The sequence below is a fragment of the Rhizobium sp. 3T7 genome, from assembly GCF_020166565.1.
GTDB lineage: Bacteria > Pseudomonadota > Alphaproteobacteria > Rhizobiales > Rhizobiaceae > Rhizobium.
The window spans coordinates 146,441-171,160 of sequence record NZ_JAIQXS010000003.1; the positions used below are offsets into that span (position 1 = coordinate 146,441).

General features: G+C 60.4%; 22 protein-coding genes, 1 tRNA gene and 1 pseudogene. 5 read left to right on the plus strand and 19 right to left on the minus strand.

Translation table 11 applies throughout. The features are described from left to right. The first annotated feature begins 11 nt into the window (after nucleotides 1-11). The 4 genes from K9B32_RS05915 to K9B32_RS05930 all read left to right on the plus strand — a co-directional run bounded on the left by K9B32_RS05915 (nucleotide 12) and on the right by K9B32_RS05930 (nucleotide 3,604). Nucleotides 12-1,232 (plus strand): phosphopentomutase, encoded by a 1,221-nt coding sequence (locus K9B32_RS05915; protein ID WP_224560966.1) that lies wholly within the window; start codon nucleotides 12-14, stop codon nucleotides 1,230-1,232. Beyond that, nucleotides 1,229-2,197 carry an adenosine deaminase gene (locus K9B32_RS05920; protein ID WP_224560967.1) on the plus strand — a complete coding sequence of 323 codons (969 nt, stop codon included), beginning with the start codon at nucleotides 1,229-1,231 and terminating at the stop codon, nucleotides 2,195-2,197. The genes K9B32_RS05915 and K9B32_RS05920 overlap by 4 nt, the downstream gene beginning before the upstream one ends. Nucleotides 2,198-2,303: 106 nt before the next feature. Continuing rightward, a complete protein-coding gene (gene upp, locus K9B32_RS05925) occupies nucleotides 2,304-2,933 on the plus strand; it encodes a uracil phosphoribosyltransferase (protein WP_024313419.1) in 630 nt (209 codons plus the stop codon). A gap of 149 nt (nucleotides 2,934-3,082) precedes the next feature. Next, nucleotides 3,083-3,604, plus strand: coding sequence for a TIGR02281 family clan AA aspartic protease (locus tag K9B32_RS05930; RefSeq protein WP_224560968.1), 522 nt, complete (start codon nucleotides 3,083-3,085; stop codon nucleotides 3,602-3,604). 38 nt (nucleotides 3,605-3,642) lie between these two features. Here the strand turns inward: K9B32_RS05930 and K9B32_RS05935 are convergent, their stop codons facing one another. The 12 genes from K9B32_RS05935 to K9B32_RS05990 form a co-directional block, all read right to left on the minus strand. Beyond that, on the minus strand, nucleotides 3,643-4,434 hold the full coding sequence (locus K9B32_RS05935) for an ATP-binding cassette domain-containing protein (RefSeq protein WP_224560969.1): 792 nt from the start codon (nucleotides 4,432-4,434) through the stop codon (nucleotides 3,643-3,645). After that, nucleotides 4,427-6,679: an ABC transporter permease gene (locus K9B32_RS05940; protein WP_224560970.1), complete on the minus strand. Its 2,253-nt coding sequence runs from the start codon at nucleotides 6,677-6,679 to the stop codon at nucleotides 4,427-4,429. The genes K9B32_RS05935 and K9B32_RS05940 overlap by 8 nt, the downstream gene beginning before the upstream one ends. A gap of 78 nt (nucleotides 6,680-6,757) precedes the next feature. Next, complete coding sequence (locus K9B32_RS05945; protein ID WP_224560971.1) at nucleotides 6,758-7,840, minus strand: substrate-binding domain-containing protein; 1,083 nt, start codon at nucleotides 7,838-7,840, stop codon at nucleotides 6,758-6,760. A gap of 355 nt (nucleotides 7,841-8,195) precedes the next feature. Beyond that, nucleotides 8,196-9,515, minus strand: a complete 1,320-nt coding sequence (deoA, locus tag K9B32_RS05950) for a thymidine phosphorylase (protein ID WP_224560972.1) — start codon at nucleotides 9,513-9,515, stop codon at nucleotides 8,196-8,198. A gap of 1 nt (nucleotide 9,516) precedes the next feature. After that, entirely contained in the window at nucleotides 9,517-10,293 is a 777-nt protein-coding gene (gene deoC, locus K9B32_RS05955) for a deoxyribose-phosphate aldolase (protein WP_224560973.1), read from the minus strand. Continuing rightward, entirely contained in the window at nucleotides 10,290-11,093 is an 804-nt protein-coding gene (locus tag K9B32_RS05960; RefSeq protein WP_224560974.1) for a purine-nucleoside phosphorylase, read from the minus strand. The genes deoC and K9B32_RS05960 overlap by 4 nt, the downstream gene beginning before the upstream one ends. Continuing rightward, a complete protein-coding gene (locus tag K9B32_RS05965; RefSeq protein ID WP_224560975.1) occupies nucleotides 11,090-11,479 on the minus strand; it encodes a cytidine deaminase in 390 nt (129 codons plus the stop codon). The genes K9B32_RS05960 and K9B32_RS05965 overlap by 4 nt, the downstream gene beginning before the upstream one ends. A gap of 4 nt (nucleotides 11,480-11,483) precedes the next feature. Further along, nucleotides 11,484-12,455, minus strand: a complete 972-nt coding sequence (locus K9B32_RS05970; protein WP_224560976.1) for an ABC transporter permease — start codon at nucleotides 12,453-12,455, stop codon at nucleotides 11,484-11,486. 12 nt (nucleotides 12,456-12,467) lie between these two features. Continuing rightward, complete coding sequence (locus K9B32_RS05975) at nucleotides 12,468-13,571, minus strand: ABC transporter permease (protein WP_132589408.1); 1,104 nt, start codon at nucleotides 13,569-13,571, stop codon at nucleotides 12,468-12,470. A 7-nt stretch (nucleotides 13,572-13,578) separates the two neighbouring features. Continuing rightward, complete coding sequence (locus K9B32_RS05980; protein ID WP_224560977.1) at nucleotides 13,579-15,090, minus strand: ABC transporter ATP-binding protein; 1,512 nt, start codon at nucleotides 15,088-15,090, stop codon at nucleotides 13,579-13,581. 68 nt (nucleotides 15,091-15,158) lie between these two features. Further along, on the minus strand, nucleotides 15,159-16,151 hold the full coding sequence (locus tag K9B32_RS05985) for a BMP family protein (RefSeq protein WP_224560978.1): 993 nt from the start codon (nucleotides 16,149-16,151) through the stop codon (nucleotides 15,159-15,161). Nucleotides 16,152-16,458: 307 nt separating this feature from the next. Next, nucleotides 16,459-16,776, minus strand: coding sequence for a hypothetical protein (locus K9B32_RS05990; RefSeq protein WP_224560979.1), 318 nt, complete (start codon nucleotides 16,774-16,776; stop codon nucleotides 16,459-16,461). Between the two features lie 229 nt (nucleotides 16,777-17,005). Between K9B32_RS05990 and K9B32_RS05995 the strand changes: the two genes are divergently transcribed. Then, a tRNA-Ser gene (locus tag K9B32_RS05995) sits at nucleotides 17,006-17,095 on the plus strand. 217 nt (nucleotides 17,096-17,312) lie between these two features. Here K9B32_RS05995 and msrA read toward each other — a convergent pair. The 7 genes and pseudogenes from msrA to K9B32_RS06030 form a co-directional block, all read right to left on the minus strand. Beyond that, the gene (msrA, locus tag K9B32_RS06000) at nucleotides 17,313-17,834 is read right to left on the minus strand and encodes a peptide-methionine (S)-S-oxide reductase MsrA (protein WP_224560980.1); all 522 of its coding nucleotides are present in this window, start codon (nucleotides 17,832-17,834) and stop codon (nucleotides 17,313-17,315) included. Nucleotides 17,835-17,971: 137 nt separating this feature from the next. Beyond that, a complete protein-coding gene (pncB, locus tag K9B32_RS06005) occupies nucleotides 17,972-19,276 on the minus strand; it encodes a nicotinate phosphoribosyltransferase (protein WP_224560981.1) in 1,305 nt (434 codons plus the stop codon). Between the two features lie 177 nt (nucleotides 19,277-19,453). Continuing rightward, nucleotides 19,454-19,717 (minus strand): annotated as a pseudogene (locus tag K9B32_RS06010) (hypothetical protein); the annotation flags it as partial. A gap of 90 nt (nucleotides 19,718-19,807) precedes the next feature. Beyond that, the gene (locus K9B32_RS06015; protein WP_224560983.1) at nucleotides 19,808-20,767 is read right to left on the minus strand and encodes a 2-hydroxyacid dehydrogenase; all 960 of its coding nucleotides are present in this window, start codon (nucleotides 20,765-20,767) and stop codon (nucleotides 19,808-19,810) included. Between the two features lie 8 nt (nucleotides 20,768-20,775). Further along, nucleotides 20,776-22,413 (minus strand): ABC transporter ATP-binding protein, encoded by a 1,638-nt coding sequence (locus K9B32_RS06020; RefSeq protein WP_224560984.1) that lies wholly within the window; start codon nucleotides 22,411-22,413, stop codon nucleotides 20,776-20,778. Then, nucleotides 22,410-23,558 (minus strand): ABC transporter permease, encoded by a 1,149-nt coding sequence (locus K9B32_RS06025; RefSeq protein ID WP_224560985.1) that lies wholly within the window; start codon nucleotides 23,556-23,558, stop codon nucleotides 22,410-22,412. Before K9B32_RS06025 ends, K9B32_RS06020 begins: the two co-directional genes overlap by 4 nt. Then, on the minus strand, nucleotides 23,558-24,652 hold the full coding sequence (locus tag K9B32_RS06030) for a microcin C ABC transporter permease YejB (protein ID WP_224560986.1): 1,095 nt from the start codon (nucleotides 24,650-24,652) through the stop codon (nucleotides 23,558-23,560). Before K9B32_RS06030 ends, K9B32_RS06025 begins: the two co-directional genes overlap by 1 nt. Nucleotides 24,653-24,720: the final 68 nt, after the last annotated feature.

Genomic DNA, 24,720 nt, shown 5'->3' on the forward strand with positions numbered 1-24,720 from the left:
CTAGGTGGAGCATGGCGCGAGCCTTTCTTTTCGTTCTGGATTCATTTGGTGTCGGCGGGGCGCCGGATGCGGCTGCCTACGGCGACGAGGGCGCCGACACGCTGGGACACATCGCGGAATTCTGTGCGGCAGGCGCTGCCGATCGCGAGGGATTGCGCTCGGGGCCCCTCCAGCTTCCGAATATGTCGGCTCTTGGTCTGGTCCATCTCGCCAAGGCAGCCTCGGGACGCTTCCCGGCCGGTATGCCGGTGCCGGAAAAGGTCTATGCGATGTTCGGTTCGGCCAGCGAAGTTTCGCGTGGCAAGGATACTCCATCCGGCCACTGGGAAATCGCCGGGACGCCGGTAACATTCGACTGGGGCTACTTTCCGACTGAGGGCGAAGCCTTCCCACCGCAATTGATCGAGGCGCTCTGCAGGGCCGCGGACGTTCCGGGGATCCTCGGCAATTGTCATGCCTCCGGCACCGACATCATTGCCCGGCATGGCGAAGAGCATATCCGGACTGGAAAGCCGATCTGCTACACCTCGTCCGACTCCGTCTTCCAGGTTGCCGCGCACGAGACGCATTTCGGCCTCGACAGGCTCATGACCTTCTGCACGATCGCGCGGGCGCTGCTGGACCACCATAACATCGGCCGCGTCATCGCGCGGCCGTTCGTTGGGGAAACCGCCTCCAAGTTTCAGCGTACCGGAAACCGGCGCGACTTCTCGGTGCCGCCGCCCGAGCCGACACTTCTCGATCGGTTGGTCAAGGAAGGTCGCAAGGTCCATGCCATTGGCAAGATCGGCGACATCTTTGCGCATAAGGGAGTGTCCCGGGTGGTCAAGGCGAATGGCAATGAGGCGCTGATGGATGCGAGCCTCGCAGCCATGGACACCGCCGAGGATGGCGACCTGGTTTTCACTAACTTTGTCGATTTCGACATGGTCTATGGCCATCGCAGGGATGTAGCGGGCTATGCCGCCGCCCTTGAAGCCTTTGATTCCAGGCTACCCGAAGTGGGTGGCAAGCTGAAGCCCGGCGATCTCGTCATCCTGACCGCCGATCACGGCTGCGATCCGACGTGGCGTGGCACGGATCACACGCGCGAACGGGTGCCGATCATTGCCTATGGACCGGGGCTTCGTTCTCGCGATATCGGCATACGCGCCACCTATGCTGATATCGGCGAGACGATCGCCCGGCATCTGCGCATTCCGCCGGGCGCGCACGGGAGAAGTTTTCTATGACATCGCATTTGAAGAAGGTCGAGCTGCACTGCCATCTGGAAGGTGCGGCACCGCCAACGCTTACCTTGGCGCAGGCCCGCAAGTACAACATCGACATTAGCAGCTACCTGACCGATGGCGCCTATGTCTGGCATGACTTCGCAAGCTTTCTGCAATGCTACGATAAGGTCTCCGAGGTCTACAAGACCGAGGAAGACTACGCGCTGCTGACCGAAACCTATCTTGAGGAACTCGCCGCTATAGGCACGATCTACAGCGAGCTGATCGTGTCTCCCGATCATGGCAAGCGGATCGGGCTTGGCGCGGACGCTTACATCGAGGGCGTGTGCGAGGGAATTCGTCGTGCGAAGGCGAGAAGTGGTATCGAGGCACGTCTGATTGTCACGGGGGAGCGTCATTTCGGTCCTGAGAGTGTCATTGGCGCCGCGGAATATGCTGCCAAGGCAAAGAATCCGCTCATCACTGGTTTCAATCTTGCCGGTGAGGAGCGGATGGGTCGGGTCGCCGATTATGCGCGTGCCTTCGATATTGCGCGTGATGCGGGGCTCGGCCTCACCATTCACGCGGGCGAAGTGTGCGGTGCCTTTAGCGTTGCCGATGCGCTTGACGTTGTCAGGCCCTCGCGCGTTGGGCATGGAGTGCGCGCGGTCGAGGACATGGATCTCGTGAAGCGGCTCGCCGATCTCGGAACGGTGCTGGAAGTGTGTCCCGGCTCCAATATCGCGCTGAAGGTCTTTCCCGATTACGCATCGCACCCGCTGCGAAAACTCAGGGACGCCGGTATACGCGTGACGATCAGTTCGGACGACCCGCCGTTCTTCCACACGTCGCTGAAGCGCGAGTACGAATTGGCCGCCGATGCCTTTGGCTTCAGCGATGCCGCGATCGATGAGATGACGCGAACTGGTATCGAGGCAGCCTTCGTTGATGAGCCGACGCGCCAGGCGCTTTTTGCCCGGATGTGATCGGCTCGCCTTGGGATCAGGTTGCAAAATGGCATCCGCTCTTGCGGTGGAGGCAATTTCCATGGAAGAAACATCCGATAAGAACAACGACAGAAAGGGCTCGGCCATGGACGGCGTAACGGTCATCGATCACCCGCTTGTGCAGCACAAACTCACGATCATGCGGCGCAAGGAGACATCGACCGGAAGTTTCCGTCGGCTCCTGCGCGAAATCTCCACGCTGCTCTGCTACGAAGTGACCCGCGATCTGGAGCTCACGATGGAGACCATCGAGACTCCCCTGCAGACGATGGAGTCGCCGATCCTTGAGGGTAAGAAGCTTGTCTTCGCCTCGATCCTGCGGGCCGGCAACGGCCTTCTCGAAGGCATGCTTGACCTTGTGCCGTCGGCGCGCGTGTCGCATATCGGCGTCTACCGCGATCACGAGACGCTGCAGCCGGTCGAATATTACTTCAAGGCTCCCGAGGACATCTCCGAGCGCTTGATCATCGTCGTCGACCCGATGCTCGCGACCGGCAACTCGTCGATCGCCGCGATCGACAAGCTCAAGGAACGCGGAGCCCACAACATTCGTTTCCTCTGCCTTCTGGCCGCGCCGGAGGGCATCAGGAATTTCCGCGATGCGCATCCCGATGTTCCCGTCTTCACCGCCTCCATCGACAGCCATCTGAACGAGAAGGGCTACATCATGCCCGGCCTCGGAGACGCCGGCGATCGCATGTACGGCACGAAATAATTCGCAAACCGTTTACCAGTTGATGGCCCGGACACGCTTGCCGGGCCATTTGCTTGCCGGCATTAGCAACTTGTCAGCAATTATTGCGTAGCAGGTAGAAGCATGGCCACGCATGACGCGGGGTTTATACAGGAAGGATTTCTGTCCCGATGCTCCTGCGTACCGTAATTTTTGCAAGCGTGGCTGCTGCGCTTGCCACACAAATACCGTCCCTCATGGGAAAACCCAGAAGCGAATCGGTCGTCTCGGCCAACTTCGTAACAGGCAGCGCCGGGCAGGTGCCTGCCGCGGCGGTTAATGGTGGCACGATGCGCCTGCAGGCCGATGCCCAGGGACATTACTCCGGAGACTTCAGGATCAACGGTCGACAGGTCCAGGGCCTGATCGACACAGGCGCGACCTATGTCGCGCTGAACGAGAGCTTCGCCCGACGCCTTGGCTATACCGGCAACCAGCTCGATTTCCGCTATTCGGTAAACACTGCCAACGGCACCACGAAGGCGGCGCACGTCATATTGGATCGAGTGGAAATCGGTGGGATCCGCGTGCGCGACGTGGAGGCTTTCGTGCTGAAGGATGATGCCCTTTCCTTCACGCTCGTCGGCATGAGCTTCCTGCGCAAACTTGCCTCCTATTCCGTTGCAGACGGATCGCTCAGTTTGAAACAATAGAAGATCCGGGTATCGGGATCCTTCTTGCGCGTGCGGCATCATGACCGATCAACGCTTCTTGCCTCGTCGGCCGTCAGTGCACTCTTCCGGGTGCCGGAGACAATGATCTCCAGGACCTCATGCTCGTCCGTGTTCCTGACATGGCGGTCGCCGACATACTCGCCGCGCTTGAGAACCATGACGCGATCGCCCACCGCAAAAATGTCAACCAGACGATGCGAGATAATGATTTGGGCAACGCCTTGTTTCTTCAGCTCCAGCATCGTTTCGAGCAGCCGCTCGGTGGCCATGACGGAAAGGTTGGCGGTCGGCTCATCGAGGATCACGACGCGCGGTTCAAAGGAGATCGCGCGGGCAATGGCCACGGATTGCTGGCGGCCACCCGACAGGCTCTCGACCTTCTGATAGACGGAATTCACGTCGACTTTGAGCCGTTTCAGAACGCTGTCCGCTTCGGCATACATTTTCCGTCGATCGACGAAGGGGCCTTTGAGGGGCCAGCGACCGAGGAAGATGTTCTGGCCGACATCCATGTTCCCGCAAAGTGCGAAGTCCTGATAGATCATCTCTATTCCGGCGTCACGGCTCTCGTGCGGGCTCTTGAAGTACACCGGTTGCCCGGCAACCAGGATTTCGCCGGAATCGCGCTGATAGGCGCCGGTTAGGATCTTCATCAGCGTCGACTTGCCGGCCGAATTGTCCCCGACCAAGCCAAGAATCTCGCCAGGATAAAGGATGAGATCGACTTTGCGGAGCGCCTGCACTGCTCCGAAGGCTTTTTCGATGCCCCGCATTTCCACAATCGGCTGTAAGGGCTGTACGTCAGCCATGGATGTGCTCTCCCGTTGGCGCGGCTGCCGCGAAACGGGTTCGCAGTCGGCCGAAGAGATTGGCCTGTCGCACCCAGATGTCGATCAGCACTGCCACGATGAGGATGACCCCAATGAAGACATTGATCCAGTGCTGCGGCATGCTGAAGCCCTGGACGTTGAGCTGCAGGAGTGCACGCACGAGCGTGATTACGGCTGCACCTGCAAGTGAGCCGATCATCGTTCCGTAACCGCCGAAGATCGATCCGCCGCCGATGATGACGGAGGCGATGGCGTCAAGCTCTCGGAACTGGCCGGCAACCGGGTTGAAGCTGCGGAAGTAAGCGACGTTGATGATCCCGGCCATGGTCGCGCAGAGAGCGGCCAGCATCAGTGAGATGAAGCGCACGCGGTTGGTGTTGATGCCGGCATAAGCGGCCGCGCGCACGTTGCCACCCGCAGCGCAGACCTTCAGTCCAAACGGTGTGTAGGCAAGCACGATGCCGGCGAGGAGGGCGACGAAAAACATAAAGATCGTCTGGATGCTGACGACCTCGGCCACCGTGCGAATGATGCCCGATGGTAGCGAAAGGCCGAAATGCAGGAGAACGTCATTCACCTTGCGGCCAAGCAGGTTGTAGCCTTCGGGCCAGCCGGTCAGTTGCTGGCCGGCGACAAACCAGGCGGCGAGACCTCGAGCAATGTAGAACATACCGAGCGTGGCAATGAAGGCCGGCAGCTTGAAGCCGACTGTGACGACGGCATTGACGAAACCGGCAGCCGTCCCGGCAAGCAGACCCATCGCCACGGCGGTAAACGGATCGGCGCCCAGCACCTTCAGGAAATACGCAGCGGCGCTCCCGGCAAGCGCAAGCACGGCCCCAACGGAGAGATCGATATCGCCGGCTGTAATGACATAGGTGAGCCCGACGGTAATGAGCGCCAGCTCTGTGTAGTTGAGCAAGATCGCAAAGGTGTTGGGCAAGTTCCACCAGTAGTCCGGCCTCAGCGCCAGACCGGCCAACCAGAGCACTGCAGTCAGGATGATGGCCAACGCGTCGCGCCGCGCAAAGAACTTGCCGAGCCCCGTGGCCGAGAGTGCAATGTCGGTCGCCATCGCCCCTTTAGTCTGGACACCTTCCAGCGCCACGCCGCCGGTCTCATAGGCCGGCGGCGGTGGTCGACTGCGGAGCCAAGCCCAGAACCGGGCAGCAATCTGACGTCGAATGAGGAAGGGTTCGATGAGCACGGCCGTGACAAGAAGCAGGCCCAAGAAAACCAATACGGCACCGGCGGGCAGGGTAAACCTGGCGCCGACGGCAATGCTCTCCCCATCGATAACGACGGTGCGCGTGATCGGCCAGCCTTCGCGCAACACCTTGTCGATCAGCACGACGACTGCGGCGCCTAGGCAAGACCCGATGACGCGCCCGCGCCCGCCGAGAATCGATGCGCCGCCAATGACGACAGATGCGATAGCAGTAAGTTCCCAGCTGACGCCGTAGAGAGGGGTGACGCCCTTGTCCTGCGCAGCTGACAGGAGCGCGGAAAGCGTCGCGCAAAGCGATGATAGCAGATAAGCGCGAATGCGTACCCACCGCGTGTTGATGCCGGCATAGGCAGCAGCTTGCTCGTTTCCCCCGGTCGCGAAGGTCTCGTAGCCCCACCGGGTCTTGGCAAGTACATAGGCACCGACGATGGCGACGAGGAGGAAGATTACGATCTGGTTATTGAAACCGAAAACGTTGATCTCTCCGAGATGGAAGAAGAGCGGATAGTCTTTGGCTTTGCCGGAATAATAGATCGCCTGACCGTGCGTAAGCGCGAGAACGAAGCCGCGACCGATAAAAAGCATCGTCAGCGTTGCAATGAAGGCGGGCACTCTCAGGATCGTCACGAGGACGCCGTTGACGAGGCCAACCACTGTGCCGAGCAGCAAACAGAAGATTGCGGACTCGATGACGCCGAAGTCGAGAATGTTTGACGCAAAAAGCCTGGCGAAAACCACGGCGATCAGGCCGTAGGTGGAGCCGACCGAGAGATCGAGATCCTTGTTGGCGATGACAAAGGTCATGCCGACCGCGATGATTCCGACACGGGATGTATCGCGAAGTAACGCCAGAAGGGCTTCCGTAGAACCAAAAAAGGCCGGATTAACGACGGCGCCGCCGAGGTAGAGCAGGGCGAGGAATATCAGCAGCCCAGCCTCCCAGCCGCCGACGAGCTGAGGCGGCGCACGGCCTAGCGATGTCGTCGTGGACGCCATGGTTTCCGCCGATCAATCTTGCCGTCGCGATGCGGGAGGCTTGCGTCATCCCGCATCGATCTCAGGCGTTTCGAACCGTTAGTTCTCGAAGCGCTTGCCAACTTTTGCGACGTTCTCCTTCGTCACCAATTGGGCACGCGTGTCCAGGTTGGCGGCAGAAATACCGCGATCGATCTGGAGGTAAAGCTGCATGACAGGCCAGAAGCCCTGCAGGAAGGGTTGCTGCCCCAGGGAGCCGGTCAGGTTTTCAGCGGCGATCCCCTCTTGCTGTGCCGGGCCGAGATCGAACCCAAAGGCGCAGAACTTGCCGGTCTTCCCCATCTGTGCGACCGCCTTCACGAGCGGCGGCGTAAAGACGTTGTTGGCTGTAAACGCGCCGACTGCGTCGCCACGGGACTCGAAGAGCGAAACAAGCGCGTTGACGGGATCATTCGGATTCGTGTCTATGCCGACATTCTCCGGCCCGGCATCAACCTTAAAGGCGTCAAGCTTGCCGGCATCCTTTAGCGTCTTGACGATGGCGTTGAAGGCGGCGGTCACGCGATTATTGACCTCGATGTTGCCCATCGCGGTAGACGACGGCAGCAGGATCGAGCCGCTGGTCGCGCCGCTGTCAAGCACGCACTTGGCAAGCGCCTCGCCGCCGATTGCCGCAGCCGATGCATCCTGGCCGGTGTGACTTATGCCGTTGCGGTTCAGGATCGTTGCATCGAACGAGTTGGTTGTGGCGACCGGTATGCCTGCCGCCTTGGCTGCCTTGACGATGTCATTGTAGGCGCCGATCTGCGGCGTTGTCATGATGATGCCGTCGATTGTCGGGTCCTGAACAATCTGGTTCAGGATCTCGATCTCACGCGCCGGATCGTCAACCGGTGATTCCGAGCCGAGCAGCAGGATCTTGGCACCGATCATGTTGCCGGCAACGGTTGCACCGACATAGACGGGGTCAAAAAAACCATTGCCTGCCGTATGCGTCACAATCGCGAAGGTCAAATGACCATCAGCCGAATGGAAGTTTTTCGTGTCGGGCGCTTCCTTGGCAGCTTCGGCAAAATCATAGCCGCCAACCGCTTTCTCAACACCGCCCGACTGCGCAAATGCATGCGTAACGCCGAGCGACAGTACCGCAGCAGACGCCGCGTACAGCAAAGTCCGCCTCATGATTAGTCCTCCCTTGAGCCAAAGGGAGGAAAGCCGTTCGGGCGCAATTTATAGAGAGCGAAGGCCCGAAGGCTTCCTCCCATGCGCTAATATTCTGCGCAATTCCAATGCAAGTAAACGGCGAACTCATCGTAGGGGCGAATTTGTTCGCCTCGTAAGCATCTCTTGGTTGCTTTTGCTGGCAAATAGCCGCCGAAGTCGTGTTTGGTGCCTACAAGAAGGCATGGGGGCGCGTAATTCTAGCGCTGTCGTCCCGCCTTCTCCTTAAAGAATGATGACCTTTCATCCACGCAGGCCGATATGAGTTTTCTCAGGAAGCTTGCCTTCTATTCCGTTTCTGAGGAGTTCCTCAGCCTCAGGCAATAGCCACGATGCGCTCGCAAACGACATCAGGGATTGCAGGTTGGCGTTCGCCGATCCTGTAGTTGGCAGCCAGGGCAGCGATTGCCGCATCGGCTGAATCCTCGCTGGCGGCATGCACCAACGCAATCGGATCGCCTCGCTCGACACGGGTGCCAACCGGCAGAATGTCGGATATCCCAACGCGGTGATCGATCCTGTCGTCCGGATGCCGTCGTCCCCCCCCGAGATCGACGATGGTCATACCGATCTCCCGTACGTCGCAGCCCGAAAGCCAACCGGACTGAGGAGCAGGAACCGCTTTGGTTACTGGCGCTTTGACGAGGTATTTGTCTGGCTTTTCCAAGAGATCCGAGGGACCGCCAAGCAGGTGGACCATACGGCCGAAGTTTTCGGCTGCTTTGCCTGTGGAAAGGGCGTCCGCGGCCTTCGTTTCACCGTCCTGCAGTGACGAAGCCATACCTGATTTCATCAGCATCTCGGCCGCAAAGGCCAGCACGGCCCCCTCGAGGCGCGTATTCTTCTTCCTGCCGGCCAGAAACTCCAGGCAATTACGGATCTCGACGGCGTTTCCTGCAGCATCCGCGAGCGGCTGGTTCATGTCGGTGATCAGCGCCGACGTCCTGACGCCAGCGCTATTGGCGACATCGACAAGCGCGCGTGCCAGTGTCTCGGCGTCTTTCGGCTCGGCCATGAACGCGCCGCTACCGACCTTGACATCGAGCACCAGTGTCTGCAGCCCGGCCGCGAGTTTCTTCGACAGGATGGAGGCGGTGATGAGGGGGATCGAGTCGACGGTCGCGGTGACATCTCGCACGGCGTAGAGCTTGCCATCCGCAGGTGCAAGGGTTCCGGTCTGGCCGATGATGGCGCACCCGACATCCTTCACGACCCTGCGGAAAAGCGTTGCGTCAGGGGTGATGGTGTAGCCGGGAATGGCCTCGAGCTTGTCCAGTGTCCCCCCGGTATGGCCGAGACCGCGCCCGGAAATCATCGGAACCGCCAAGCCGCACGCTGCCGCGATTGGTGCAAGCATCAGGGAGACATTATCGCCGACGCCGCCTGTCGAATGCTTGTCGGCGATCGGCCGGTCTATGTCTGCCCAGCTGAGCGTGTCGCCCGAACGCGCCATCGCGAGCGTCAGCGCAACAACCTCGTCCCGCGACATGCCCTTGAACCAAACTGCCATGGCGAAGGCGCCAATCTGCCCTTCCGAAAGCTGACCGGACGCAAGTGCGGCGATGAACGATTGGATGTCCTCTTCGGAAAGCGTTCCGCCGTTTCGTTTTTGGCGGATGATCTCCTGCGGGATCATTTCAATAGCTCGATGCGGCAGCGGGAGCAGACTGCGTGCCGCTGAGAACGGCAAGGATGTCGTCGAGCAATCCGGACGCGCCGAAACGGAAGGTGGATGGCATCGGCCAGTCGGGCGCCATGATCGTTTCCGCAAGGCTCAGATAGAGGGCCGCGTCCGGGACCGAGCCGATACCACCCGCCGGTTTGAAGCCGACCTTGTGGCCGCTCTGGCGGATGACCCGCAACATGATATCAGCCGCTTCCAACGTCGCATTGACGGAGGCCTTGCCGGTCGATGTCTTGATGAAATCGGCACCGGCCTCGATCGCAAGTTCGGAGGCACGACGGATCAGCGCCGCATCCTTGATCTCGCCAGTCTCGAGAATGACCTTCAGGAGGATCGGATCCTTGCATTCGGCGCGGACGGCCGCGACCATATCGGTGACGGCCTTGCCGCTGCCCGTCATGAATTTGCGATAAGGGATGACGAGGTCGATTTCATCGGCGCCATCTGCGATCGCCTCGCGGGTTTCGGCGGCGACGTCGGCAACTTCCATTTCGCCCAAAGGGAAATTGACGACAGTCGCAATGCGTACCGGATGACCTGTACCGAGAATGGCGCGGGCATGGGCGACGAAGCGCGGCCAGATGCAGATCGCTGCGGTGTTGCCGTAGGGTGTCTGAGCCCGCGCGCACAGCGCGTCGATCTGCGCCTCGGTGCAGTCGTCCTTGAGGTTGGTCAGGTCGAGAAGCGAGAGTGCGACGGCGGCCGTCTCCTTGCTGGAATGACTGGTCATTGTTCGCGTTCTCCTGCAATCATTTCTTTTAGTATGGCGGCGAGGCGTGCCCCGCCGATCGGAGCCATGTCCTTGGTTTCGTCATGGCTCAGTTCGCTGCCGGTCATACCGGCTCCATAGTTGGTGATAACGGACGCTGCCGCAACCCTTAAGCCCAGCATTCGCGCGATAATGACCTCCGGCACGGTCGACATGCCAACGGCATCTGCGCCGAGAATGCGGGCCAGCCGGATTTCGGCGGGCGTCTCGAAGCTCGGACCGGAGAACCACATATAGACGCCTTGCGACAGGGCGATGCCGATCCTTTCTGCAGCCTTGCGCATCTCGTCGGCGAGGCCTGCATCGTAGGCGCTGGTCATGCCAACGAAGCGGCGGTCGCTTTTCTCGCCAATGAGCGGATTCATGCCGGAATAATTGATGTGATCGGTGATCTGCATCACAGAGCCGGGCGGCATGTCGTCCCGCAAGGAGCCGGCGGAGTTGGTAAGGATCAGCGTCTCGATGCCAAGACCCTTGAGTATTTCGATCGGCAGCCGCATCGCGCCCGCGTCGCCCTTCTCGTAGAAATGGACCCGACCGGACAGCATGATAACGGGAACGCCGCCAAGCGAACCGGCAACCACCTCGCCGGCATGGCCCGAGACGGCGCTGACCGGGAAGCCCGGCAAATCATGATAGGGAATGCGCTGCGCATCCGTCATTTCGCCGACCAGCGAACCAAGGCCGGAGCCAAGCACGATGCCAACACGCGGCGAAAGGCCGCCGAGCCTGCCGGCAAGCACGTCCATCGCGGCACTCATCCGAGTTGGGTCTCGAAGCTGAACGGCAGGAGCTCGTCCATGGTCATCGTCTTCTTCACGCCGGCTTCGTCGCACAGATAGATCTTCGTATCCTTGGAAGCGAACTCCGAGATCTTCTGCCGGCAACCGCCGCAGGGCGGGCAGAGCGGCAGCTTCTCGGCGATCACCGCCATTTCGACGATCTTCTTGGCACCGCCCATGATCATGGCGCTGATCGCCGTCGGCTCCGCGCACCAACCCTGCGGGAAGGACAGGTTCTCGATATTGGCGCCAGTGTAGACCTTGCCGTCCTCGGCGCGGATCGCCGCGCCGACGGGAAACTTCGAGTAGGGGGCGTGAGCGAAGGCCATAGCCCCGCGAGCGGCTTCGAAAAGATCGTGGGACATGTTCTCAACGTTCCTTCGTATAGGGGACACCACCCGCCTTCGGCGGGATTGCCACGCCGATGAAGCCGGCGAGCAGGATGCAGGTGAGGATATAGGGCAGCGCCTGGAAGATCTGCACTGGCACTTCGCCGATCAGTGGTACCTGCTTGCCCTGCATGAAGTTTGCCAGCGCATCGAGAAAGCCGAAGAGCAGGCAGGCGAACATGACGGGCACCGGCTTCCACTTCGCAAAGACCAGCGCTGCAAGCGCAATGTAGCCCTTGCCGGCCGACATGTCCTTGATGAAGGCCGCTGACTGCGCGATCGCCAGGTAGGTTCCGGAAAAGCCGCAGAGGATGCCGGCGCACATGACCGCGCGATAGCGCAGCCAGCTCACAGAAATGCCGGCCGTATCGACAGCGCCCGGATTTTCGCCGACGGCGCGCAGCCGCAGGCCGAAGCGGGTGCGATAGAGAATCCACCAGGAAAGCGGAACCGCGAGGAAGGCGAGATAGGTCAGGATGTTGTTGCCCGAGATCACATTGGCGTAGAGCGGGCCGATAACCGGGACGCCGCGCATTGCGTCGGCACCGGGCAGCACGATCGGCGAGAAGCGGGCTTCGGGAAGCAACTGCGGCGTACGACCACCCTGGCCGAACCACGCACCGCCGAGGACGATCGTGATACCGGCGACGAAGAAGTTGATCGCCACGCCCGAGATGATCTGGTTGCCGCGATTGGTGATCGAAGCAAAGCCGTGGACGAGGCTGAGCGCCACCGAGCAAATAATGCCGGCGCCAAGACCGAGCCAAGCCGAGCCAGTCAGATACGCGACGCAGGCTGCCGCAAACGCCGAACCAAGCATCTTGCCTTCGAGGCCGATATCGAAGATGCCGGCACGTTCGGAAAACAGACCTGCCAGCGCCGTGAAGATCAGCGGGATCGACAAGCGGATCGTGGAACTCAGGACGCTGATGAAGATGTCGTAATAATCCATCGTCCGTTCCCCTCATGCGGCCTTGAACTGTTGGTAGACGCGAACCATCGCAGGTCGGAACATGTATTCCAGGGCGCCCGCGAAGAGGATGACGAGACCCTGGATGACCAGAATCATTTCGCGTGTGATAGTCGGCATCTCGAAGGAGATCCAGTCGCCACCCTGATAGAGGATGCCGAAGAGGATCGCCGAGAAGATGATCCCGACGGGATGATTTCTCCCCATCAGCGACACGGCGATGCCAACGAAACCGGCGCCGCCCACGAACTCCACCTGCAGACGCGCCGACGATCCCATGACCGGGTTCAGCGCCATCATGCCGGCAAGCGCGCCTGACAGCAGCATGGCAATCATGACGATACGAGCATAGGGAATGCCGGCATAGGCCGCCGCGCTCTGGCTGACGCCAAGTGTCCGCATCTCGAAGCCGAGCTTGGTGCGCCAGATCAGCAGCCAGACGAAATAGGCGGCAACGAGCGCGATGAGGAAGGAGACGTTGAACGGTGCGGCGCCAAGCTTGGCGCCGAAAAGGTTCATTAGCCAGCCGAGCTTCGGCAATTGACCGCCTTCAAGGAAGGTCCGCGTTTCCGGAGCCATCTTGCCGGGCACGATAAGCACATGCACCAGCAGGTACACCATCAACGCCGCGCCGATGTAGTTGAACATAATGGTGGTGATGACGATATGGCTGCCGCGCTTTGCCTGCAGGAACGCGGGGATGAACGCCCAGGCGGCGCCAAAGAGACCTGCGCCGACGACCGCCACCGGCATTGTCACATACCATGGAACATAGTGGTCGAGCGCCAATGCCACCAGCGCGCAACCCAGGCCGCCGAGGTAGGCTTGGCCTTCCGAACCGATGTTGAACAGGCCCGCATGAATGGCCACCGCTACGGAAAGACCGGTAAAGATGAAACTCGTCGCATAATAGAGCGTAAAGCCGATGCCTTCGCCGCTGCCGAGCGCGCCTTCGATCAGCAACGACAGGGCGGCAAGTGGGCTCTCCCCGATCAGCCAGACGACGAAACCGGAGATCAGGAAGGCGACTAACAGGTTCAACAGCGGGATGAGGCCGTAGTTGATCCAATTTGGAAGTGGAACAGAAGCAGTGCTCATCAAGGCCTCACGCGGCAATGCCGGCCATCATCAGGCCGAGGGTCTGTTCACCGGCATCGGGCGTCTTCTCGCCGACAACATGGCCGGCAAACATGACAAGGATACGGTCTGAAAGGGCGCGGATTTCGTCGAGTTCGACGGAGACGAGCAGGATCGCCTTGCCCGCGTCGCGCATCTCGATGATCCGGCGGTGAATGAATTCGATGGCGCCGATATCGACGCCGCGGGTCGGCTGGCCGATGATCAGCGCTGTCGGATCTCGCTCGATCTCGCGCGCCACGACGATCTTCTGCTGGTTGCCGCCGGAGAAATTCGCGGTCTTCAGCCGCGGGTTCGGCGGGCGGATGTCGTATTTCTCGATTTTCTCCATTGCGTCCTTGCGGATCGCGTCGAGATCGAGCAGCGGGCCCTTGCTGTAGCCGGGATTGCGATGGTAACCGAGGACCGAGTTCTCGTATTCCTCGAACTTCAGCACCAGCCCCATGTGATGCCGGTCTTCCGGAATATGGGCGAGACCAAGCTCGCGCAGCCGCGCAGGATCGGCCTTGTCGATCGTTTGCCCGTCGAGGAAAATCTCGCCGGAATGCGGCTTGCGGATGCCTGATATCGCCTCCAGTAATTCGGACTGCCCATTGCCGGCAACACCGGCAATGCCGACGATCTCGCCGGCGCGGACATCGAAGGATACGTTGTCGACCATGATGACGCCGCGATTGTCCTTAACCGTGAGGTTGCGGACCGACAGGATCACCTTGCCCGGATTGGCTTCGCCCTTCTGCACGCGCAGCAGCACGCGACGGCCGACCATCAGCTCGGCAAGCTCCTCCACCGTCGTCTCGGCTGTCTTGCGGGTCGCGACCATCTCGCCACGGCGCATGACTGACACGGTGTCGGTGATCGCCATGATCTCGCGCAGCTTGTGAGTGATCAGAATGACGGTCTTGCCTTGGTCGCGCAGGACACGAAGGATCTTGAAAAGATGGTCAGCTTCGGCCGGAGTTAGCACGCCTGTCGGCTCGTCGAGAATAAGGATCTCGGCGCCGCGGTACATGGCCTTGAGGATCTCGACGCGCTGCTGCAACCCGACCGGAAGCTCTTCGATCAACGCATCGGGATTGACCTCGAGGCCGTAGTCCTTCTCCAGACGCCGCAGTTCGGCGCGCGCCGAAGAGACGCCCCTCGCCAGCAACGCACCGCCCTCGGCCCCAAGCATGATGTTCTCGAGCACCGTGAAATTGTCGACCAGCATGAAGTGCTGGTGCACCATGCCGATCCCGGTGGCGATCGCGGCCTGGCTGTCCTTGATGGTCACGGGATTGCCGTTGACGCGGATCTCACCACTATCGGCATGATAGAAACCATAGATGATCGACATCAAGGTCGATTTGCCGGCACCGTTTTCCCCGATGATGCCATGAATCGTGCCCTTGGCGACGGTAAGATTGATGTCCTTGTTGGCGTGAACGGCACCGAATTTCTTGTCGATGCCCACAAGTTCGATAGCGGGCGTGTCTGTCACAGCAGGCTCCAAATACGAAAAGGGCGTATGACGGAGCAACTCCGCCATACGCCCGTCTCAGTCACGTATCACTTCGGGCAAGCGTTGTCCGTTGTGTAGTCGTGAACCTTGATGGTTCCCGCGATGATGCCTTCCTTGGCCTTGTCGAGCGCGGCCTGCATTTCCGGCGTGATCAGGGCCTTGTTGTTGTCGTCGATGGCGGCGCCAACGCCGTCCTCCTTGACGCCGAGCGCCAGGACGCCGGCCGTGAACTTGTCGCCCTTGACGTCGCTGAAGCCGTTGTAGACGGCGAGGTCAACGCGCTTGACCATCGAGGTCAGGACGGAGCCCGGGTGAAGGTGATTCTGGTTGCTGTCGACGCCGATCGAGAGCTTCTTGTTGTCGGCGGCCGTCTGCAAGACGCCGAGGCCGGTTGCGCCCGCTGCCGCGTAGATGACGTCCGCGCCCTGATCGATCTGGTTCTTGGTGAGTTCGCCACCACGGACCGGATCATTCCAGGCAGCGCCCGTCGTGCCGGTCATGTTCTGGAACACCTCGACATCGGCCTTGACGGAGCGTGCGCCCTGCTCGTAACCGCATTCGAACTTGCGGATCAGCGGAATGTCCATGCCACCGACGAAGCCCACCTTGCCGGTCTTCGAAGCGAGGCCTGCGAGAGTGCCAACGAGGAAGGAACCTTCTTCTTCCTTGTAGACGACGGAACGGACGTTCGGCTTGTCGACGACGGCGTCAACGATGACGAACTTTGTGTCGGGAAACTCAGCCGCGACCTTCTCGATGGCCGAGGTCCAGGCAAAGGAGACGGCGATAACCGGGTTGAAGCCACGGCTTGCAAAGTTGCGGATTGCCTGTTCGCCCTGGGTGTCGCCGGTCGGCTCGAAGTCGCGATAAGCGATGCCGGTTTCTTTCTTGAATTTCTCAGCGCCATTAAAGGCTGCTTCGTTAAAAGACTTATCGAACTTCCCGCCGGTGCCGTAAACGAGCGCCGGCTTGACGTCGGCGGCGAGCGCCGTCGTGGACATGGCAGCCACGGCCAGGAGAGTCAGAAGGGATTTTTTCATGAGTTGCAGCCCTGTTGTTTCTATTTGTTTGGGTCCTCCCGCAAGCCCGTTCAGGCATGTCTGCGGAACCACCGACCTCCCCCCGGAGGCCTGGCTGGGCGCATCCTTGCATGGCTCAAAAAAAATTTCACGAGAAATTTTTCGACTGGTAAAAATTTGCCGCAATTGCCAAAAATCAGCTCAGACGGGCTGATTTTTGCTCAAAATCATCGTCGGGTTGCGATTTTTCTAGCCAATCCAGGCGTGACGACCGTTGCGATATCGTCGTCTGATGTCGGGCTGGGGATGTCCAGGACAATGCTGCTTCTTATGCGGCAAAGCGGCCGGCGATCGGCGGTTTCTTGTAGCCCGCCATCCACAACAGCAGCGACAGCACCAGAAACACGGCGAAGGCCGGCTGGAGCATCAGCCACTGAAAGGCGAGGGTATAGAACCGCGGGTGGATATAGTAGGCGATCGTTGCTTGCAGGCTTTCCAGCGACGACGGGCTCAGATCCTGCCACGCGTCGCCCATCCGCGTTATGACCACGGAGGAGGCGGCAACGGACTGAATTGAATCGATCGTTCCGGCAATCACGGCAACAGCCAGCGCAACAAGACTCGCCAAACGCAAAAGGAAACGCATCGAACTCTCCGGCCATCAAGTGCACCGGGCTCTCGCCCGGCCAGCCGTGCCATTTTCCACCTGTAATAAAAGATAGCTACGGGCCGATGGAACTGCAATGGAAGGCTTAGCCGCACTTTTACCGGAAGAAGTCAAAAAACTGTTAGATTTGGGTTGATCGGCGAAAATTCATCGGTATATATCGCGGCCGTTCCGACGATTTGCATCCTCGCCGATGCAGACCGCCAAAGGACAGGTGGCCGAGTGGTTGAAGGCGCACGCCTGGAACGCGTGTGTACGTGAAAGCGTACCGAGGGTTCGAATCCCTCTCTGTCCGCCATTTCTTTCAAGGAAGTGATTTGTTTACAACTGCTTGGGAGATCACGTGGCAACGGTTGCGCGTCTCGACCGACCGTCTGCATGGGCATGATGGCCGCTTGAATGGCGATCGAGGGCAAAAGCTTGCTTCTTGATGTGCGTTACCTCCCGACCTCCATCCCGAAATGCAAAAGGCCCTGCCTGACGGCAGGGCCTCCTTCGTTTCGCACACGTTCCGGTCATCCAACGGCTGCGGTGTCTTGCTGCCGTTTCGGCAACTTCCACCCGGGTCGGACAAAGTGGCATGTGTATCCGTTCGGAATGCGTTCCAGATAGTCCTGGTGCTCAGGTTCCGCTTCCCAGAAATCGCTTGCGGGAACGACTTCGGTAACCACTTTCCCGGGCCATAGACCCGATGCGTTTACGTCAGCAATGGTGTTTTCGGCGGTCAACTGCTGTTTGTCGCTCGTGTAGAATATCGCCGACCTGTAACTGGCGCCGAGATCATTGCCTTGCCGGTTGAGTGTCGTCGGATCATGGATCTGGAAAAAGAACTCGAGGATGTCACGGTAGCTGATCTTCGCGGGATCGAACATGATCTCGATCGCCTCGGCGTGATTGCCGTGATTCCGGTAGGTAGCGTTTGCCACCTCGCCACCGGTGTAGCCCACGCGCGTGGACACGACGCCCGGATAGCGTCTGATGAGATCCTGCATGCCCCAGAAGCAACCGCCTGCCAGCACCGCACGCTCTACAGTCATTGGATCATCCTTTCAGGTCAAAGATGGGCGTCAAACTTCGGCAGCCCGCGCTCGCACTTCCCTAGATGGGGACCGTGCCCGGCTTTTGCCAGTCTCGGCGCGGTTATCGCGGCTCCGTCCGGCGTCACGGAAATCTCTCAGACAAGCACCGCCTGATCGACGCGGTCTTCCGTCCCGAAGAATTTCAGATAGCGCTGGACCTCCGCCGGATCGCCAGTCGCCTTCTGCGGATTGTCCGACAGTTTCACGGCAGGGCGGCCGTTGGCGTCGATGACCTTGCAGACGATGGAGATCGGGTTGAGCCCGGAGATCTCGGTCGGTGCACAGCCGGCGAAATCGTTGGTGAGGTTGGTGCCCCAGCCGAAGCTCATGCGCACCTTCCCCTCGAAGTACTTGTAGGTGTCGATGATGGCATCGACATCGAGCCCGTCCGAAAAGATGAGCAGCTTCTGGCGCGGATCGCGGCCCATCTTTTTCCACCACTCGATGATCTTCTCGCCGCCCTCGATCGGTGGTGCGCTGTCCGGACGGAAACCAGTCCAATCAGCGACCCATTCGGGCGCGTCGCGCAGGAAGGCGGCGGTGCCGAAGGCATCCGGAAGGACGATCAGCAGGTTGCCGCCGTAGAGCTTGTTCCAGTCGCGCAGAACTTTGTAGGGGGCGTTGTGCAACTCGGCGTCGTTCTTCGCCAGTGCTGCGGCCACCATCGGCAGTTCGTGGGCGTTCGTGCCCACCGCTTCGAGATCGGAATCCATGGCGAGCAGGACGTTACTGGTACCGGTAAAGGCGGGACCAATGCCTTCCTTCAGCGCCTCGACGCACCAGCGCTGCCACAGGAAGCTGTGGCGGCGGCGCGTACCGAAATCGGAGATGCGCAGACCGGGCAATTCGCGCAGTCGCTCCACCTTTTCCCACATCCGTGCCTTGGCGCGGGCATAGAGTACATCGAGCGTAAACGGCCCGAGCGCCTTCATGGCCGAGCGCGACCGAAGCTCGTTGATGATGGCGAGCGCCGGAATTTCCCACATGGTCGTGTCCTTCCAGGATCCGTGGAAGTCGAGCACATATTGGCCATCGCGCTTCGACAGCTCGTATTCGGGCAGCTGGAAATGCGAGAGCCAGGCTAGGAACTCAGGCTCGAAAATCTGCGCGCGCCCGTAGAAACTGTTACCTGCGAGCCAGATCATCTCCTTCTTGGAGAGGCGGAGCGAACGGGCATGATCGAGCTGCTCGCGCAATTCGCCCTCGTCGATCTCTTCGGCCAGCAGCACGCGTTTGGTGCGGTTGATGAGCGTGAATGTGGCGTTTACATCAGGATAGAGCTTCCAGATCATCTGCAGCATGAGCAGCTTGTAGAAATCTGTGTCGATCAGGCTGCGAACAATCGGATCGAGCTTCCAGGTGTGATTGTAAACGCGCCTTGCGATATCGGTCTTGGCCATGAACTCCGCCCATTCCCAAACCGGACAAATCGCGTCATAAGCCGACGCACGAAGACCGGCTCGTGCGCCTTCTTATCGAAAAATCAGCCGGTAAAGTCCAGCGCAAATAGAAAGCACCCTGCCGGCTGTGCGACAGGATGCTTGCTTGTGACCGCCTGACCCGCGCGGTTCTTATTGCGCCGGGGCATTCGGGGTTGCCGGTGCCGGCTGTGCCGATTGAATTTGTTGTCCAGGTTGCTGCGGAGCGATGTCCGCCGCCTCCTTCTTGCCCCAGATTTCAACGGGGATCCATACGATGAAGGCAAGCGCCAACGCGACGATCAGGACCATAAGAATACGAGTGCCCATTCGGCCCTGCTTCGCCTTGACTGACGAGATCGTTTCTTCGGCGTGGAGCTTGCCGCCGGACTTTTCCCAGCGCGTTTCCGTCTGGTGAGCCATGTCTTTCTCCTTCCGGAGTCGCGCGAGCCATTGTCGGCCCCGCACTTCATCTGGGAGAAAAACGAATGGCGCGCAGCATGGTTCCTGCGCTCAATAGCCCACCTGTCTGTCGACAACGAATCGCAGCGGCTCGCCGCTCTCATAGCGGGCGATCTGGCGCTCCACGTGCCGGAAGAGCGCGGTTTCATCGGATACGGCAGCATCGTGCGGCGTGATGAAAACGTTCTCCAGCTCCCAGAGCGGATCGTCGGACGGCAGCGGCTCGACCGCGAATACGTCGATCGAGGCGCCCCCGAGCACACCGCCCTGAATTGCGGCGACGATGTCGGCCTGCACCTGGCTCCTTCCCCGCCCAGCATTGATGAACACCGGCTTGCCGAGCGCGCCGCCCTGGCGCAGTTTTGAAAACAGCGCCGCATTGTAGAAGCCGGTCGTCTCGGGCGTCAGCGGCAGCAGACCGACGAGAAAATCCGTTCTGGAGAGGAATTCATCGAGCTGACCGGAATCGAACGTCTCGATACCCTCGATATCCTTGCGGCTGCGCGACCAGCCGATGACGTTGAACCCCATGACCTTCAGCTTGTACGCCGCGTCCTGTCCGAGCACGCCAAGGCCCATGATGCCGACGGTGATCTCGGACGCTTCAGGCGGAACCAGCTTGCCCCAGATGCGCGCCCGCTGGTCCTTGTCGTGCTGATGCTGCTGTCGGAGGTGCATGAGGCACTGCATCACCACCCATTCGCTCATCCGGGTCGTCAGGCTGCGGTCGGAGAAGCGAACGATCGGCACATCAGGCAAGCCCGGCAGGTTCATGAAGCTGTCGACGCCGGCGCCACCCGAGAAGATGACCTTGAGATTGGGAGCGCGAGTGAAAAGATCCGCGTTCGGCTTCCAGAGCAGCGCATAGTCGATGCCGGTCAGATCGCGATCCTTGTTTGCGGGATCGGCGAGATTGATGCTGCCGCGATCCGGAAAAGCGCTCTTGAGGATGCGGGCAACGGTGTCGGGGTCGAACTTGAGATCGACGAGAATGGGCGGTCTTGTGGGCATGATAGTCTTTACTGTTGGATGGCGGGCGTCGGCACCGCCTCGATGTTGAAGGCGGCAGCCATCAGCGCCTTGGTGTAGTCGTCCTTCGGCGCACCGAAGATCGCAGCGGACGGGCCTTGCTCGACGACCTTGCCGAAGCGCATGACGATGACGTCGTTCGCCAGCGCCTTCACCACCTTCAGGTCGTGGCTGATGAAGAGGTAGGCGAGATCATGCTTCTTCTGCAGGTCGCGCAGGAGGTCGACGACCTGCGCCTGGACGCTCATGTCGAGCGCCGATGTCGGCTCATCCAGCATCACGAAGCGCGGTTTAAGGACCATGGCGCGGGCAATGGCGATGCGTTGGCGTTGTCCGCCGGAGAATTCATGCGGATAGCGCCAGCGGGTCAGCGGGTCGAGGCCGACTTCCTCCAGCGCCCAGCAGACGCGTTGATCGCGTTCCTCGTAGGAGAGCGACCGCTCGTGCACCTTGAGGCCTTCCGCGATGATGTCGCCAACCGACATGCGGGGGCTGAGCGAGCCGTAGGGATCCTGAAACACGACCTGCAGCTGATTGCGAAGCGGCCGCATTTCCGTAAATGAATAGCTGGCTATATCCTTGCCGACGAAGCTGATCCGACCCTGCGACGAAATCAGCCGCGTCAGCGCGAGACCGAGCGTTGTCTTGCCCGATCCGGATTCGCCGACGACGCCGAGCGTCTGCCCGGCGCGCAGCTGAAGATCGATACCATCGACGGCCTTCACATGGTCGACGACCTTGCGCATGAGCCCGGCCTTGATCGGAAACCAGACGCGGATATCCGATCCCTGCATCACGACAGGCTTCGAGGAATCCGCAATCGGCGGCTCGCCACGCGGCTCGGAGGCCAGCAGATGCCGGGTATAATCGTGCTTCGGATTGCGGAAGACCTCTTCCACCGTGCCGGTCTCGACGATCTTGCCCTTGGTCATTACGCAGACCCGGTCGGCGAACTTGCGAACAATGCCAAGGTCGTGGGTGATGAAGAGCATCGACATGCCATGCTGGCCCTTCAGCTGCCGCAGCAGCTCCAGAATCTGTGCCTGCACGGTCACGTCAAGCGCGGTCGTCGGCTCGTCGGCGATCAGCAGTTCCGGTCGGTTGGCGAGCGCCATGGCGATCATCACGCGTTGCCGCTGGCCGCCGGAAAGTTCGTGTGGATAGGCTTTCAGCCGCTTTTCCGGCTCGCGGATACCGACCTGGTTCAGCAGTTCGAGAATCCGCTTGCGCGCGCCCTGACCGGTCACACCCTGGTGCAGTTCGAGGATCTCGGCGATCTGCTTCTCGATCGTGTGCAGCGGGTTGAGCGAGGTCATCGGCTCTTGGAAGATCATCGTGATGTCATTGCCGCGCACCGCGCGCAACGCCTTGTCGGATGCCTTCAAGAGGTCCTTGCCCTTGAACAGGATTTCGCCGGAGGGATGGCTGGCTGAGGGGTAGGGGAGCAGACGCAGGATCGAATTGGCGGAGACCGATTTGCCCGAACCGGACTCGCCGACCAGCGCCACGACCTCGCCCTTGCGAATATCGAAGGAGATGTGATCGACGGCCAGCGATGTATCGCCGCCCTGGTGGAACGCCACCGAAAGCTCGCGAACGGACAGTAGTGTTTCGGCAGCGTCACTCATTGAAACGTCTTCCTGGGATCGAATGCATCACGAACCGCTTCGCCGATGAAGATCAAGAGCGATAGCATGATCGACATGGTGAAGAACGCCGTCAGCCCGAGCCATGGCGCCTGCAGGTTGGCCTTGCCCTGCGCGATCATCTCGCCGAGCGAGGGGGAGCCGGGCGGCATGCCAAAACCGAGGAAGTCGAGCGAGGTCAGCGTCGTGATCGAGCCCGACAAGATGAAAGGCAGGAAGGTGAGCGTCGCCACCATCGCGTTCGGCAGCAGGTGGCGCCACATGATTGTCCGGTTGTTCACCCCGAGCGCACGGGCGGCACGCACATATTCGAAATTGCGGGCCCGCAGGAATTCCGCGCGCACGACGCCGACGAAGCCAACCCATGAGAAGAGCAGCATGATCCCGAGCAACACGAAGAAGCCGGGCGGCAGGATGGCTGCGATGATCAGCAGGATATAGAGCACCGGCATCGACGACCAGATCTCGATGAAACGCTGCAGCAGCAGGTCCGTCCAGCCGCCGAAATAGCCCTGGATCGCGCCGGCGCTGACGCCGATGATGGCCGAGCAGATCGTCAACACCAGCCCGAACAGCACGGAGATGCGGAAGCCGTAGATGACGCGGGCAAGCACGTCCCGCGCCTGATCGTCAGTGCCGAGCCAGTTGAGATTGCCGAAGTTGCAGCCGGGGTCGGCCGCTCCTTGCGGATATCCGGAGCAGCGCTCCTCCTTGTTCATCAGCCAGAAGGGTGGGGTCGGCGCCGAATGCGGGATGTTCGAATTGACAGAGCGATAGGAGTAATGGATCGGCGGCCATATCATCCAGCCGTTGGCGTTGATCTCGTCCGATATGACGTCGGAGCGGTAGTCGGTTTCAGCCAGGAATCCGCCGAACTTCTCTTCGGGATAGTTGACCAGAACTGGGAAGAGGATCTCACCCTTGTAGGAGGCGATGATCGGCCGGTCGTTGGCGATGAACTCGGCAAGCAGGCTGAGCACGAACAGGACAAGGAACAGCCACAAGGACCAGTAGCCGCGCCTGTTGGCCTTGAAATTCTTCCAGCGGCGGACGTTGGTCGGTGACAGCAGGCCTTTGCGCGGCGGCTTGACCGGCGTTGCGGTCGTCGGATTGGCGGCGGTGTCCATCAGACGTCCCTCCGCTCGAAGTCGATACGCGGATCGATCCACGTGTAGATCAGATCGGAAACCAGGCTGACGAACAGGCCGAGCAGCGAGAAGATGTAGAGCGTCGCAAACACGATCGGATAGTCGCGGTTGACCACCGAGAGATAGCCAAGCCGCCCCAGGCCATCGAGCGAGAAGATGTTCTCGATCAGCAGCGAGCCGGTGAAGAAGGCGGAAATGAAAGCGCCGGGGAAGCCGGCGATGATGATTAGCATGGCGTTGCGGAAGACGTGTCCGTAGAGCACTTGGCGCTGGTTCAATCCCTTCGCGCGAGCGGTCACGACATATTGCTTCTTGATCTCCTCGATGAACGAGTTCTTGGTCAAGAGCGTCGTCGTGGCGAAGGCCGCCAGCGAAAGCGAGATCAGTGGCAGCGTCAGATGCCAGAAGTAGTCGAGCGGCTTCTGCCACCAGGCAAGCTGGTCGAAATTGTCGGAGACAAGGCCGCGCAACGGGAACCAGTCATAGAAGGATCCGCCGGCAAAGAGCACGATCAGCAAAATACCGAACAGGAAGCTTGGAACCGCATAGCCGATGATGATGACACCCGACGTCCAGACGTCGAACGCGGAACCGTCCTTGACGGCCTTGCGGATTCCGAGCGGGATCGAGATGCCGTAGGAGAAGATCATGATCCAGACGCCGAGCGAGGCTGAGACCGGCAGCTTTTCTTTGATCAGGTTAAGCACCGTAGTGTTGCGAAAGAAACTCTCGCCGAAGTCGAAGCGGATGTAGTTCCACATCATTTGGCCGAAGCGCGTCAGCGGCGGCTTGTCGAAACCGAACTGCTTTTCGAGCTTGGCAATCAATTCCGGATCAAGCCCCTGGGCACCGCGGTATTTCGAGCCGCCTTCGTCAAGGCCGCCGCCGCCGAGAAGATCACCGCCGCCGCCGGAAAGCCGCGAGTCCGCGCCCTGCGCATCGCCGGTCAGCTGTGCGATGACCTGCTCGACTGGGCCGCCGGGCGCGAACTGGATGACAGTAAAGGAAATGGCCATGATGCCGATGATCGTCGGGATCATCAAAAGCAGGCGGCGAAGGATATAGGCGCCCATCAGTGAAGGCCCTTCCGGGAAAGCTTGCGTCGAGCGCTGTCCAGTCTATCGCCGTTCAATCCGTGCGG

Excerpts from the sequence above, each read along its gene's own strand:
- K9B32_RS05935 (WP_224560969.1), bottom strand. The coding sequence starts at position 4,434 with ATGGCTGACGTACAGCCCTTACAGCCGATTGTGGAAATGCGGGGCATC.
- K9B32_RS05920 (WP_224560967.1), top strand. The coding sequence starts at position 1,229 with ATGACATCGCATTTGAAGAAGGTCGAGCTGCACTGCCATCTGGAAGGT.
- K9B32_RS06030 (WP_224560986.1), bottom strand. The coding sequence starts at position 24,652 with ATGGGCGCCTATATCCTTCGCCGCCTGCTTTTGATGATCCCGACGATC.
- K9B32_RS05975 (WP_132589408.1), bottom strand. The coding sequence starts at position 13,571 with ATGAGCACTGCTTCTGTTCCACTTCCAAATTGGATCAACTACGGCCTC.
- K9B32_RS05965 (WP_224560975.1), bottom strand. The coding sequence starts at position 11,479 with ATGTCCCACGATCTTTTCGAAGCCGCTCGCGGGGCTATGGCCTTCGCT.
- K9B32_RS05985 (WP_224560978.1), bottom strand. The coding sequence starts at position 16,151 with ATGAAAAAATCCCTTCTGACTCTCCTGGCCGTGGCTGCCATGTCCACG.
- K9B32_RS05915 (WP_224560966.1), top strand. The coding sequence starts at position 12 with ATGGCGCGAGCCTTTCTTTTCGTTCTGGATTCATTTGGTGTCGGCGGG.
- K9B32_RS06020 (WP_224560984.1), bottom strand. The coding sequence starts at position 22,413 with ATGAGTGACGCTGCCGAAACACTACTGTCCGTTCGCGAGCTTTCGGTG.
- K9B32_RS05945 (WP_224560971.1), bottom strand. The coding sequence starts at position 7,840 with ATGAGGCGGACTTTGCTGTACGCGGCGTCTGCTGCGGTACTGTCGCTC.
- K9B32_RS06025 (WP_224560985.1), bottom strand. The coding sequence starts at position 23,558 with ATGGACACCGCCGCCAATCCGACGACCGCAACGCCGGTCAAGCCGCCG.
- upp (WP_024313419.1), top strand. The coding sequence starts at position 2,304 with ATGGACGGCGTAACGGTCATCGATCACCCGCTTGTGCAGCACAAACTC.
- pncB (WP_224560981.1), bottom strand. The coding sequence starts at position 19,276 with ATGGCCAAGACCGATATCGCAAGGCGCGTTTACAATCACACCTGGAAG.
- deoC (WP_224560973.1), bottom strand. The coding sequence starts at position 10,293 with ATGACCAGTCATTCCAGCAAGGAGACGGCCGCCGTCGCACTCTCGCTT.
- msrA (WP_224560980.1), bottom strand. The coding sequence starts at position 17,834 with ATGACTGTAGAGCGTGCGGTGCTGGCAGGCGGTTGCTTCTGGGGCATG.
- K9B32_RS05940 (WP_224560970.1), bottom strand. The coding sequence starts at position 6,679 with ATGGCGTCCACGACGACATCGCTAGGCCGTGCGCCGCCTCAGCTCGTC.
- K9B32_RS05960 (WP_224560974.1), bottom strand. The coding sequence starts at position 11,093 with ATGAGTGCCGCGATGGACGTGCTTGCCGGCAGGCTCGGCGGCCTTTCG.
- deoA (WP_224560972.1), bottom strand. The coding sequence starts at position 9,515 with ATGATCCCGCAGGAGATCATCCGCCAAAAACGAAACGGCGGAACGCTT.
- K9B32_RS05930 (WP_224560968.1), top strand. The coding sequence starts at position 3,083 with ATGCTCCTGCGTACCGTAATTTTTGCAAGCGTGGCTGCTGCGCTTGCC.
- K9B32_RS05990 (WP_224560979.1), bottom strand. The coding sequence starts at position 16,776 with ATGCGTTTCCTTTTGCGTTTGGCGAGTCTTGTTGCGCTGGCTGTTGCC.
- K9B32_RS05970 (WP_224560976.1), bottom strand. The coding sequence starts at position 12,455 with ATGGATTATTACGACATCTTCATCAGCGTCCTGAGTTCCACGATCCGC.
- K9B32_RS06015 (WP_224560983.1), bottom strand. The coding sequence starts at position 20,767 with ATGCCCACAAGACCGCCCATTCTCGTCGATCTCAAGTTCGACCCCGAC.